8 protein-coding genes are annotated in these 12,493 nt (G+C 74.3%); 5 read left to right on the forward strand and 3 right to left on the reverse strand.

Translation table 11 applies throughout. The features are described 5' to 3' along the window. Position 1 precedes the first annotated feature (1 nt). Positions 2-1,189, forward strand: coding sequence for a hemopexin repeat-containing protein (locus tag AB5970_RS12405; protein WP_370504252.1), 1,188 nt, complete (start codon positions 2-4; stop codon positions 1,187-1,189). Next, on the forward strand, positions 1,189-1,542 hold the full coding sequence (locus tag AB5970_RS12410) for a hypothetical protein (RefSeq protein WP_370504253.1): 354 nt from the start codon (positions 1,189-1,191) through the stop codon (positions 1,540-1,542). The genes AB5970_RS12405 and AB5970_RS12410 overlap by 1 nt, the downstream gene beginning before the upstream one ends. Before the next feature lie 6 nt (positions 1,543-1,548). On the opposite strand, the gene AB5970_RS12415 is transcribed toward AB5970_RS12410, so the two are convergent. After that, positions 1,549-2,244, reverse strand: a complete 696-nt coding sequence (locus AB5970_RS12415) for a hypothetical protein (protein ID WP_370504254.1) — start codon at positions 2,242-2,244, stop codon at positions 1,549-1,551. An 88-nt stretch (positions 2,245-2,332) separates the two neighbouring features. On the opposite strand from AB5970_RS12415, the gene AB5970_RS12420 reads away from it, so the two are divergent. Together AB5970_RS12420 and AB5970_RS12425 are read left to right on the forward strand one after the other, a co-directional pair. Continuing rightward, positions 2,333-5,173: a BTAD domain-containing putative transcriptional regulator gene (locus tag AB5970_RS12420; RefSeq protein WP_370504255.1), complete on the forward strand. Its 2,841-nt coding sequence runs from the start codon at positions 2,333-2,335 to the stop codon at positions 5,171-5,173. A gap of 60 nt (positions 5,174-5,233) precedes the next feature. Then, positions 5,234-6,862, forward strand: a complete 1,629-nt coding sequence (locus AB5970_RS12425) for an MFS transporter (RefSeq protein ID WP_370504256.1) — start codon at positions 5,234-5,236, stop codon at positions 6,860-6,862. Here the strand turns inward: AB5970_RS12425 and AB5970_RS12430 are convergent. Further along, positions 6,859-8,001: a class I SAM-dependent methyltransferase gene (locus AB5970_RS12430; protein WP_370504257.1), complete on the reverse strand. Its 1,143-nt coding sequence runs from the start codon at positions 7,999-8,001 to the stop codon at positions 6,859-6,861. The genes AB5970_RS12425 and AB5970_RS12430 overlap by 4 nt on opposite strands. 249 nt (positions 8,002-8,250) lie before the next feature. Between AB5970_RS12430 and AB5970_RS12435 the strand changes: the two genes are divergently transcribed. Then, positions 8,251-11,655, forward strand: coding sequence for a S8 family serine peptidase (locus AB5970_RS12435; protein WP_370504258.1), 3,405 nt, complete (start codon positions 8,251-8,253; stop codon positions 11,653-11,655). An 11-nt stretch (positions 11,656-11,666) separates the two neighbouring features. Here AB5970_RS12435 and AB5970_RS12440 read toward each other — a convergent pair whose 3' ends face one another. Further along, positions 11,667-12,461, reverse strand: a complete 795-nt coding sequence (locus tag AB5970_RS12440; protein ID WP_370504259.1) for an alpha/beta hydrolase family protein — start codon at positions 12,459-12,461, stop codon at positions 11,667-11,669. Between the last annotated feature and the right edge of the window lie 32 nt (positions 12,462-12,493).

Below are 12,493 nucleotides of genomic sequence, written 5' to 3' on the forward strand. Positions count from 1 at the left end.
GATGACTGCCAGACGGGTCTACTTCTTCAGCGGGCCGAGCTACTCGCGGTTCGACCACCCGGGCGACTCGGTGCCGGCGGGGTACCCCAAGGACACGGCGTCGAGCTGGCCGGGGCTGCCCGGCGAGATCGACGCGGCCGTGAACTGGGGCAACGGCAAGGTCTACTTCTTCAGCGGCTCGCGCTACTACCGGTACGACGTGCTGCTGGACAAGGTCGACGACGGCTACCCGCGGGACATCAAGGGGGCGTGGACGGACGCGGCGGACCCGGCCTTCGAGCCGTTCAACCAGAGCGTCGACGCCGCCGTGAACTGGGGGAACGGCAAGGTCTACCTGTTCAAGGGCGGCCAGTACATCCGCCACGACATCGCCAACGACATGTTGGACCCCGGGTACCCGAAGCCGGTCAAGGGCAACTGGACGGGCATCGCCGGCACCATCTTCGAGCCCGGCATCGACGCGGCCGTGAACTGGGGCAACGGCAAGGTCTACTGGTTCAAGGACGACTGCTACGGGCGGCTGGACCAGGCCACAAAGGCGCTCGACCCGGGGTACCCGAAGCTCATCACCGCCGGGTGGCCGGGGGTGTTCCCGATGCTGATCAGCGCGGCCGTCGAGTGGCCCATGGCCGACGCGCTCGCGGGCGGGTTCCGGGTGCCGATGGCCCGGGGCGGCTGCGAGGCCGCGCCGATCGCCGGGGGCACGTACTTCCGCGAGTACTTCGAGATGGCCGTGGAGTTCGAGAGCACGCCCTACCCGACGACGTGCGCGGTGGGGGAGTACCGGCAGTACGTGCGCGGCCAGTTCACGGTCGGAGGCGAGGTCAAGGAGCACCTGCTGGCCGACCCGTTGGGCGGTCCGCCCCGACCGATGCGGCCGACCCCTCCCGCCGGGTCGACGTCGGACAACTTCCTCGAGGACGGCAAGGAAGAGGACGGCAAGCAGTACTACTACGGGCACCGGCGGGGGATCCAGTTCGGCAACAGCGAGTACACGCCGGACCCCCAGACCGGGTGCTCGTTCCGGGGCAGGGACCGGCCCGGCTGGCCCGGACCGACGGGCAAGGTGGTCGTGGTCCAGCTCGACTTCCACGGCGACGCGGTCGACTCGGCCACGGTGGACTCGGCGGGTGACCCGCTCGTGCTCAGACGGTCCGACTGGTCGGTGAACTGCGGAGGGACGGCCTGATGAACGAGGCGCAGAGGGTGGGCGGGCACTGGGTGCTGCCCACCCTGGAGAGCAACACCGGCGGTGTCGCCCGGCTGCACGTGAGCATCGCGGTCGGCGAGGTGGACCAGCTGAGCGGCCAGCCTGTCGCGGTCAGCCTCCGGGCTGGCGACCAGGAGCTGCCCGTGCTCGAGGCGCCGGACCCCGGCGCGTACTACCACCTGGAGACGATCGCGGTCACGGCGGTCGCCGACTTCGCGTTCGCCAACCCGGACGGGCTCGTGCCCGACACCATCACGGTCACGCTCGGCGACGAGTCCGCCAGCTGGCCCGCGGAGCTCCGCGGCGACCCCGGGAGCCCGCTGGTGGGGTGAGCCGCCTCAGAAGTGGACCGGGAACGTGAGGACCACGACGAGGGTGGCCAGCAGCACCGCACCGCCGATCGCGATCATGACCGCGCGGCGCCGCGGCGAGCCCAGCTTGGAGCCGATGCCGCAGAAGAAGAGCACGGACGCGCACAGCACGGTGGCCAGCACGTAGTTGTCCTTGCGCTCGATGGCCAGGCGGGCCGTGGCGGCCGACCGGTCCGAGGCCTTCTCCAGCCGGGCCGCCTCCTGCGCCGAGGCCAGGACGTACTCGTCCATGGCGAACGGGCTGGGCGGGGCCGCGGGGTTGGTCAGCGGCTCCTCCGCGAGCCACGCGTGCACGGCCGGCCGGAACTCGGGGCGGAACCGCTCGAACAGGAAGCCGGAGTACACCGTCGGGTCGGGCACGTAGGGGTCCGGGACGACGACCGTGTCGCCCTCGCTGTGCAGGGCGTCCAGCCAGTCGGTGAACAGCATGACGTCGATGATCGACTGCTGGCCGGCGAGGGTCTGGGCGCGGTTCGACTCCGCGCGCTCGCGCGAGGCGGCGCTGTAGGCGGCAGCCTGCACCCCGCTCCACTGGCTGCTCTGGAACGCCGACCACGCCGTGAGCACCGTGGCCACCGCCAGGACCACGGTCGCGACGAGGTCGAGGTGGCGGTACCAGCCGGTCTCGGCGGGCGTCGCCTGCGGCTCGTCGACCATGGGCACCTCGACTCCTCGACGCAGCGCCCCGGCACGGGGGCGGCGATGTCCGGTTCGTCCCTGCTGTCACGAACGTACTCGTAGCATCGGGCGCATGGAGGTCGCGGTTCTCGGCCCGATCGAGCTGCGCGCCGACGGCCGGAGCGTGCCGGTCGGCGGCGCCCGGCAGCGGGCGCTGCTCGCGGTGCTCGCGGCGCGCCGGGGGCAGGTCGCGCCGGCGGAGGTGCTCGTCGAGGCGCTCTGGGGCGACGACCCGCCGGCCACGGCGACGCACACGCTGCACACGCACGCCTCGCGGCTGCGCCGCACCCAGGGGCTGGCGCTGCGTGCCGTCGACGGCGGGTACGTGCTCGACCTGGACCCCGATCGGCTCGACTCCGCCCGGTTCGACGCGCTCGTCGCGCAGGCGGCCGGGGAGCCCGCGCCGGTGGCCGCGCGCCTGCTCACCGAGGCTCTCGCGCTCTGGCGGGGGCCGGCGTTCGGCCGGGCCGCGGAGCTGGTCGCGGTGCGGGGTGAGGCGGTGCGGCTCGAGGCGGCCCGGAGCGCGGCCCGCGAGCACCTGGCGTCCGCGCTGGGCGCGCAGGGGCGGCTCGAGGACGCGCTGTCCGTGCTCGAGGAGCTCGTCGGGGACGAGCCGTACCGCGAGACCGCGTGGACGCTGCTGACCCGCGCGCTCACGGCCGCCGGCCGCCCCGCCGAGGCGGTCGCTGCCGTCGCCCGCGCCACCAGGAGCCTCGACGAGCTCGGCCTGCGGCCATCTGCCGCGCTGCGCCAGGCCCAGCACGACGCGCTGCGCGCGGGCGACGACCGACGGCCAGCGCCGTCGGCACCGCCGTCGCTGCCGGCCCCGGCATCGACGTTCATCGGCCGGGAGGCGGACCTCACCGCGGTCGACGCGCTGGTCACGCAGGCGCCGCTGGTGACGGTGCTCGGGCCCGGGGGCGTGGGCAAGACGCGACTGGCCCTGGAGGTGGCCCGCGGACGGTCGGCGCGGCACCGGGCGGGCGTCCGCCTGGTGGAGCTCGCCACGCTGTCCGAGGCGGCGGCCGTCGCGCCGGCCACCGTCGCGGCCCTCGGCCTGTCCGGCGACGGAGGCAGCTCATCGGCGTTGCTGCGTCGCGCCGGCACCCTCGACCTGCTCGTCGTGCTCGACAACTGCGAGCACGTGATCGAGGCGGTCGTGACCGTCGTCGAGGACCTGCTCGCCGCGGGTGGCCCGCTGCGTGTCCTGGTCACCAGCCGGGAGCGGCTGGAGGTCGCGGGGGAGCGGGTGCACGCCGTGGCCCCGCTGCCGGTCGACGGCGACGACCCACCGGCCCGCAGGCTGTTCGTCGACCGGGCGAGAGCAGCCGGGGCGTGGACCACCGAACCCGACGAGGCGGCGCTCGACCGCGTCGTGCGCGAGCTCGACGGGCTGCCCCTGGCCATCGAGATGGCGGCTGCCCGCGTGGCCACGGTCGGCCTCGCCGACCTCGGCGACCAGCTCGAGGCCGGCGCCGCCGCACTGTCCCACCCGGCGCGCGCGGTCGCGGACCGGCACCGCTCGCTCGGCGCGGTCATCGCGTGGTCGCGCGCGCTGCTGCCCCCGCAGGAGCGCGCGGTGCTCGAGGACTGGCCGGTGTTCGCGGGGCCGGTGCGCCCGGTCGACGCCGTCGCGGTGCTCGACGCCGATGCGGAGGTGCCGGGCCACCTGGTGCGGCGGTCGCTGCTCGCGCTCGACGTCCGCGACGGCCGCACGCGCTACCGGATGCTGCAGACCGTCCGCTCGGCCGTGCTCGAGGCCGCCCCCGTCCGACCGGCGCTGCGGGCCCGGCACGCGGAGTGGTTCCTGCGGGTGGCCACCGAGGCGGACGCCGCGCTGCGGACGTCCGCCGAGCCCGAGGCGTGCCGCCTGCTGTCGGTGCAGGTGGCGGACCTGCGCGCGGCCCACGCCTGGGCCCGCGGCGCCGACCCGGCGCTCGCCGCGCGGCTCTCGGGAGCCCTGCACGTGCACGCGCTGGGCACCATGAACGACGAGATCCTCGGGTGGGGCGCCCGGCTCGGGCCCGTGCTCGCGGACGATGACCCCGACGGTGCCCCGGCCCAGGTCGCCGTCGCGTCGCGACTCGTGCTGGGCGGCGAGCTGCGCGCCGCCGAGGCCCGCGCGCGGCGCGCGCTGGAGGTCACCACCCACGACGCGACGCGGCTCACCGCGCTCGAGATGGTCGCGGACGTGGCGCTGTACGACGGCCGGCTGGACGACGCCGCGGCCATCGGCACCCGGATGGCGGAGATCGCCCGTGCGCGGCGCGACGCCCACTACCACCTGGCCGGCCTGAGCTACCCGCTGCTGCGCGCGGCGTACTCCGGCCGGCTCGACGAGGCGCGCGAGCTCCTGGCGGTGGCGCGCGAGGAGCTGGCCCGGTACCCCGACCTCGGACCGACGGTGCGGGGCAACCTGGAGTACGCGGCGGGAGAGATCGAGGTCGAGAGCCGGCCCGCCGTCGCGCTCGCGCACCTGGACCGCGCGGTCGCCCTCGCGGAGGCGTCCGGCTGCCTGTTCCTCGGCGGGATCGCGCGCGTCTCGGCGTCGTCCGTGCTGGCCCGGCACGGCGATCCCGGTGCCGCCGTGGCCGCGTTCGAGGAGGTGGTCCGGTGGTGGCTCGTGCGGGCCGACCGGACCCACCTGGTCACCACGCTGCGCAACCTCGTCGACCTCCTCGTGCGCCTGCGCGCCGACGACGCGGCGGCCGAGCTCTGGGGTGCGGTCGCCACGGGTGGGTCGGTGAGCTTCGGGGCGGAGCGGGAGCGGCTGGACCGGGCCCGGGACGAGCTCGAGGCGCGGCTGGGCGCCGACCGGTTCGCCGAGCGCGCCGACGTCGGTGGCACCCTCGCCCCGGAGCCCGCCGCCCGGCGCGCGCTGGCGGCGATGGGGACCGGCACCGCGACGGCGTAGCGGCGGCTCACCGGTCGGTGGTACTCCTTGGTCGTCGCCCGGAGGAGGGACGCGGTGCCCATGGCTCGTCGTGCGGGTGGAGCTGCCGGGCTCGTGCTGTTCACGCTCGCCACGGCCCAGTTCCTCATGACGCTCGACAGCTCGGTGATGAACGTGTCCATCGCCCAGGTGGCGAACGACGTCGGGACGACCGTCACCGGCATCCAGACCGCCATCACGCTCTACACGCTCGTGATGGCGACGATGATGATCACCGGCGGCAAGGTGGGCAGCCTGATCGGCCGCCGGCGGGCGTTCGCCATCGGCTGCGTGATCTACGCCTGCGGGTCGTTCGTCACCTCGATCTCGCAGAGCCTCACCGTGCTGATCATCGGGTGGTCGGTGCTCGAGGGGCTCGGTGCGGCGCTGATTATGCCGGCGATCGTCGCGCTGGTGGCCTCGAACTTCGCGACGCCCGACCGGCCGCGGGCGTACGGCCTGGTCGCCTCCGCCGGCGCGATCGCGGTCGCGGCCGGGCCGCTCATCGGCGGGTTCGTCACCACCTACTGGACGTGGCGCTACGTGTTCGCCGGCGAGGTCGTGCTGGTGATCGGCATCCTTGCGCTCACCCGCCGGATCGCGGACGCCGAGCCCGAGGAACGGTTCCCGCTCGACCTGGTCGGCTCCGCGCTCTCGGCGCTCGGCCTCGGGCTGGCGGTGTTCGGCGTGCTCCGGTCCGGGGAGTGGGGGTGGGTGCTCACGCGTCCCGGTGGGCCGTCCTGGCTGGGGCTGTCGCCGACCGTCTGGCTCGTGCTGGCGGGCCTGGTCGTGCTGCGCCTGTTCGTCGCCTGGGAGCAGCGGGTCGAGGCGGCCGGCCGCGAGCCGCTGCTCCGCCTGGCCATGCTGCGCAACGCGAGGCTCGTCGGCGGCCTGACCATGTTCTTCTTCCAGTTCATGATCCAGGCGGGGCTGTTCTTCGTGGTCCCCCTGTTCCTGTCGATCGCCCTGGGCCTCACCGCCCTGCAGACCGGCGTGCGGCTCCTGCCGCTCTCGGTCTCGCTGCTGGTCGCCGCCGTGGGCATCCCGCGCTTCTTCCCCCGTGCCTCACCGCGCGAGGTGGTGCGCTGGGGGGTCGTGGCGATGCTGCTCGGCATCGTCGTGCTGATGGCCGCGCTCGAGGTGGGGGCCGGGGCCGAGATCGTCGCCGTGCCGCTGCTGCTGGCCGGCTTCGGCGTCGGCGCGCTGGCCTCGCAGCTGGGCGCCGTGACCGTGTCGGCGGTGCCCGACGAGCAGAGCGGCGAGGTCGGGGGCGTGCAGAACACGATGACCAACCTCGGGGCCTCGCTGGGGACGGCGGTCGCGGGATCGATCCTCGTCGCGACCCTGACGTCCAGCCTGCTGGTGGGCCTCGGCGACAACCCGCAGGTCAGCGCCGAGGTCAGCGCGACCGCGCAGGTGGCGCTCGCGGGCGGCGTCCCGTTCGTCTCCGACGCCCAGCTGGAGACCGCGCTCGCGGACGCCGGCCTGCCGTCGGACGAGGTCGCGGCGATCGTGGACGAGAACGAGGCGGCCCGGATCGACGCCCTCCGGGCCAGCCTCGCGGTGCTCGCGATGGTGGCCGCCCTCGCGCTCTACTTCTCGCGGCTCCTGCCGACGGCGCCCGTGGGGTCGGAGCCGACGGCGGCACCACCCCCGGCCCGCCGTGCCTAGAGGTGCAGCCGGTAGAAGCGGAAGAAGTCGTGCTCGACGGGGAGCACCTCGACGCGGGAGAAGCCGGCGGACTCGGCGTAGCCCCTGAGCACGCTCGGCCGCATGACCGTCCCCGTGCCGACACTGCCCGGGGTCGAGAGCCCGTCCGGCAGGCAGCACAGGATCGAGAACCCGTACAGCAGCCGCTCGACCGGGCCGCCGGGTGCGCCGAACGTCTCCTCGGCCCGCTCGTCCATGACCAGCACGTAGCCGTCGTCGCGGACCATCGCCCGCATCGCCGCCAGCACCCCGACGGGGTCCGGCATGTCGTGCACGCACTCGTAGGCCATGACCACGTCGAACGCGCCGGCCCGGGTCTCGCGCAGCTCGGCGGCGTCGACCGACGCGAAGGTGACCCGGTCGTGCAGGCCGGACGCGGCCGCGTGCCGCCGGGCCGCCGCCACGGACGGCTCGTCGACGTCGAACCCCTCGAACCGCGCCGAGGGGAACGCGGTGGCCAGGCCGATCGACGACCAGCCCTCGCCGCACCCGACGTCGGCCACCAGGGCCGGCCCGCGGAGGGCCGCGTGCAGCGCCGGCAGGGTGGGGACGATCTCCTGCGCCAGCTGGTGCAGGAAGAGGGGCCGGTTCATCGCGGCCTGTGCCGTCCGCGCGTCCGGCCCGAGCTGCGCCCAGCTCACGCCCCCGCCGGAGCGGTACGCCTGGACGTAGTCGTCGAACAGGCGCCCGACCGCGACGCCGAACCCGGCCAGGGGAGCCGTGTGCGCGGGGCTGTCGGGGTCGGTGAGGACCGCCACGGCACCCGGGGCGACGCGGAACCGGCGCTCGGTCGGCGCGACGGTCGCGTCGTCGGTGTCGACCAGCAGCCAGCCGCTGACCGCCTGGTGCTCGAGCCACTCCCGCGCGTAGCGCTCCTGGGTGCCCGTGCGGTGGGCCAGCTCGACCGAGGTCAGGGGCCCCTCGTCGACGAGCGCCCGGTACCAGCCGAGCGTGCTCCCCAGGTGCAGCGCGAACGACTCGATGACGCCGATCGTCGCGGCCACCACCCGCGCGGAGAAGACGTCGACGCCGGCGTCCGGGTCCGGGGTCTCGAACAGGTCGCTGGTGCCGGCCGTGCTGGTCGACGTCGTGGCGCTCATGGTTCCTCCCGCTCGTCGAGGCGGGTGAACCCGCCGAGTCCGTGCCACGAGGCTGGACCCGGGTGCTCGCAGATCGCTCGCAGGAGGCTCGCGCCGACGCGTCGTCCGGGGGAGGGGTCAGTGAGCCCTCTATCTTTCCCAGTCAGAGCCGGATATTTCAAGGCATGTCGTCTCTGGGCGGATAGCGGTAGTTTGCGCCGCAGGTGCGCACAACGTACGCATCGGTAACCCACAGCGAGGAGATCTCCGATGGGCCGTCGCGGGCGACTTCGAGTCCTGACCATCTGTGCCACCACGGTCCTGGTGACCGCAGCGGCCGTGACCCCGACCTTCGCCGCTCCACCGCCCGACCCGGACAGCCTGACCGCGACCGCCCTGACCCCCGACAGCGACGTCATCGAGACGGCCAAGGCGCCCAGCGCGAAGCTCGCCGAGAGCGACCCCGCACTGCTCGCGAGCACGGACTCCACGCCCACGACGATCATGGTCAAGCTCGACTACGACGCCGCCGCCGCCTACGAGGGCGGCGTCGACGGGTTCGCCGCGACGAGCCCCGAGGTCACCGGCACCACGCTGCGCACGAGCGACCCCGCGGTGTCGACCTACCTCAAGCACCTCGACGGCCGCGCCGCCGCGGCCGCCAAGGCGATCCGCGCCGCGGTGCCGTCCGCCCGCGTGACCGGCACCTTCAACGTGGCGTACGGCGGCCTGGCCGTCACGCTGCCCGAGAGCAGCGCCAAGGACCTGCTGGCCATCCCGGCCGTGGCTGCCGTCCAGGTCGACTCCGTCGAGCACGTCCAGACCGACGTGACCTCCTCGCCGGTGGCGGCCGGCGCGCCGTCCGTCCTCACGGCCGCGGCCCCCCAGAACGGCACCTCGGGCTTCATCGGCGCCGAGAAGGTCTGGCCGTCGCTCGGTGGCCGCGACCACGCGGGCCAGGGCCAGATCGTGGGCGTCATCGACACCGGCATCTGGCCGGAGCACCCGATGCTGGCGGACGTCGGGCTGCCCAAGCCCGCCGGTGGCCCGTGGGCCTGCCAGTTCGGCGACGGCGGCGCGGACCTCGGCGCGGCGTTCACCTGCAACAACAAGCTCATCGGCGCGTACACGTTCCTGGCGACCAACCTCTCGGTGGGCGGCGTCGGCGCGGGCGAGTACTGCGTCTCGGCCGCCCGCTGCTCGGCGCGTGACGCCGAGGGTCACGGCACGCACACGGCGACGACGGCGGCGGGCAGCTACGTGGCCAGCGCGCCCATGCTCGGCACCGACCGCGGGCCCGTCAGCGGCATCGCGCCCGGAGCGTCGGTCATCGCCTACAAGGTGTGCTCGGCCGGCGCGGGCTGCTACTCGTCCGACTCGGTCGCGGCGATCCAGCAGGCGATCATCGACGGCGTCGACGTCATCAACTTCTCGATCAGCGGCGGGGAGTCGGCGTACACCGACCCCGTCGAGCTCGCGTTCCTCGACGCCACCGCGGCCGGCATCAGCGTGAACGCCTCCGCCGGCAACGACGGCCCCGGGGCCGGCACGGCCAACCACGCCGGCCCGTGGGTCACCACGGTCGGCGCGTCCACGTCTGACCGCGCGTTCTCCTCGACGCTCACGCTGACCTCGTCGGACGGCGCGACCTACAGCAAGGCGGGCTCGACCATCACCACGGGCGTCACCGGCGTGCCGGTCGTGCTGGCCGCGTCGGTGCCGGGCTACACCGGTGGGGCCTTGTGCCTCACCCCGTTCGCGGCGGGCTCGCTCACCGGGCAGGTCGTGGTGTGCCAGCGCGGCACCAACGGGCGCGTCGAGAAGGGCTTCAACGCGTTCCAGGGCGGCGCCGCGGGGATGATCCTGTTCAACCCGACGGCGAGCGACACGGAGACCGACAACCACTTCCTGCCGGCCATCCACCTCGAGGGCCCGAACACCGACCTGCTCGCGTTCCTCGCGGGGCACCCGGGCATCACGGCCACGTGGGCCACGGGCCAGGTGGTCGCCAGCCAGGGCGACGTCATGGCCGGGTTCAGCTCGCGCGGCCCGCTGGGTGACTTCCTCAAGCCCGACATCACGGCCCCCGGCGTGCAGGTGCTGGCCGGGAACACCCCGACGCCGGTCGACATCGCGTCCGGCCCGCCCGGACAGCTGTTCCAGGCGATCGCCGGCACGTCGATGTCCAGCCCGCACGCGGCCGGTGTCTCGCTGCTCGTGCGTGCCGCCCACCCCGGCTGGACGCCCGCGCAGGTCAAGTCGGCGCTCATGACGTCGTCGCTGCAGTCGGTGGTCAACGTCGACGGCAGCCCCGCCGGGGTCTTCGACCGCGGCGCCGGCTCCATCCGGGCCGACCGCGCGGTCGCGCCCAGCCTGACGTTCGGCTACAGCACGAAGGCGATCACGGGGGTCGTCACGGACGCCCTGCACCGTGTCGACCTCAACCTGCCGAGCATCGCGGTCAACCCGCTCCCGGGCGCGGTCACCACGACGCGCGTGGCCAAGAACGTCTCGGGAGCCACCCAGACGTACCGGGTCACGGCGACCGGCGCCGACGGCCTCAAGATCGTGGTCTCCCCGTCGACGTTCACGCTGCGGCAGAACGACAAGCAGAAGCTGACCGTCCTGGTCGACGGCACGGCGACGACGGCCGGCTGGCACTCGGGACAGATCACCGTGAAGCCCACCCGGGGCAACGCCGCGGTCCTGCCCGTCGTGGTCAACACGGGCGACGCCGCGATCACCCTCGCGCAGACCTGTGACCCGACCGCGATCCGCATCGGGGCCCAGACCAGCTGCACGGTCACCGCGACCAACACCCTGCCGGTGGAGGCGCAGGCCAAGATCGTCGTCCCGTCGCTGTCGGGCCTGCCCATCAGGTCCGTCACGGCACCGGCGCGCAAGACGACGCTCGGCGCCGTGTGGAACGGCACGCTCAGCCCGGCCCTCGCCCCGACGATCACCTCGATCGTGCCGGGGGAGACGCCCGGCGGCGGCTACCTGCCTCTGTCGCTCTTCGGGATCGCCCCGGTGGCCGGCGCAGGTGACGAGACGATCACCAACTTCACGGTCCCGGCCTTCAAGTACGGCTCCGAGACCTACACCCGCATCGGGGTCGACTCCAACGGCTACGTGATCGTGGGCGGCGGCTCGTCCGAGGACAACAGCTGCTGCAACGTGCAGACGTTCCCGGACCCGGCGCGGCCGAACAACGTCCTGGCGCCGTACTGGACGGACCTCGACCTCACGCCGGCCGCCGGTCGTACCGCCGCGCTCCGGGTGGGCACCCTGTCCGACGGGGTCTCCACGTGGCTGGTGGTCGACTACAACTCGGTCCCCGAGTACGGCACCAACGCGCCGAACTCGTTCCAGATCTGGATCCAGACCGGCGACACGGAGGGTGTGTCGTACGCGTACGGCGCGCTCAGCCCGATCACGTCGCCGCTCGGGGCCGGTGCGGAGAACCGGGACGGGACCAGCGGTGCGAACATCACGCCGGTCGCCGACGGTCAGTTCGTCGTCACGACGGCGCCTCCGACGCCCGGCGGGTCGGTGACCTTCGGGTACACCGCGACGGGCGTGAGCAAGGGGACCTGGACGCTGGCCGCCCAGCTCACCTCGCCCCTCCTGCGGACGACGTCGATCGCGCCGGTCGCGATCAAGGTCACCCGCTAGTCACCCGGTGATCAGGTGAGACCCAGGGACCCGGCGCTCGCGCCGGGTCCCTGGTGCAGGGACGACCGGATCGCGCCGACGACCACCGGCCACGCGGCCGAGGCGGGGTCGATCAGCTCGAAGTGGCCGGTGCCGGGCACCTCGACCAGCTCGACGCCGGTGCGGTCGCGGTAGCCGCGCGAGACGGACACGGGCACGGTGTCGTCGAGCCGGCCGTGCACGACCAGGGTCCTCGCGGCGGGGGCGCCCAGGGCGGCCGGATCGGTCGCGGCGAAGCGCTCGGGCACCTCGGACGGACCGCCGCCGAGGAGCTCCGCGACCGCGCCGCGGCTCAGCCCGAGGCGGTCGACCGCGACGAGGTCCGCGACGGGCGCCAGCGCCACGACGCCGCGCACGCGCGGCGGCCGGTCCGCGCGACCCGGTGCGCCGGCGGGGAGCCGGTCGCGCAGCGCCGCCCACAGGGCGAGGTGGCCGCCGGCGGAGTGGCCGAGGTAGGCGACGGAGCCGAGGTCGACGCGACCGGCCAGGACCTCCTCGAGCGTGTCGATCGCGCGCGCGACGTCCTCGAACGTCGTCGGCCAGCCCCCGCCGCCGCCGACGCGGCGGTACTCGACGTTCGCGACGGCGTAGCCCTCGCGGTCCAGCGCGTCGGCGACCACCTGCACGTGCGCGCGGTCGTAGGCGACGCGCCAGAACCCGCCGTGCAGGAGGACCACGAGCGGGGCGGGCCCGGTCGTCGCCGGGAGGGTCACGTCGGCCACCTGGTCGGGCAGCGCGCCGTAGCGGACGGTCTCGGTCGAGGTCACCCAGGGAAAGTACTGGGCGCGCACGGCATAGT

This window comes from Cellulomonas sp. ICMP 17802, assembly GCF_041295535.1.
Classification (GTDB): Bacteria; Actinomycetota; Actinomycetes; order Actinomycetales; family Cellulomonadaceae; genus Cellulomonas.

What these genes read in the sequence shown, in the direction of transcription:
- AB5970_RS12405 (WP_370504252.1), top strand. Translation starts at nt 2, where the DNA reads ATGACTGCCAGACGGGTCTACTTCTTCAGCGGGCCGAGCTACTCGCGG.
- AB5970_RS12410 (WP_370504253.1), top strand. Translation starts at nt 1,189, where the DNA reads ATGAACGAGGCGCAGAGGGTGGGCGGGCACTGGGTGCTGCCCACCCTG.
- AB5970_RS12425 (WP_370504256.1), top strand. Translation starts at nt 5,234, where the DNA reads ATGGCTCGTCGTGCGGGTGGAGCTGCCGGGCTCGTGCTGTTCACGCTC.
- AB5970_RS12430 (WP_370504257.1), bottom strand. Translation starts at nt 8,001, where the DNA reads ATGAGCGCCACGACGTCGACCAGCACGGCCGGCACCAGCGACCTGTTC.
- AB5970_RS12420 (WP_370504255.1), top strand. Translation starts at nt 2,333, where the DNA reads ATGGAGGTCGCGGTTCTCGGCCCGATCGAGCTGCGCGCCGACGGCCGG.
- AB5970_RS12435 (WP_370504258.1), top strand. Translation starts at nt 8,251, where the DNA reads ATGGGCCGTCGCGGGCGACTTCGAGTCCTGACCATCTGTGCCACCACG.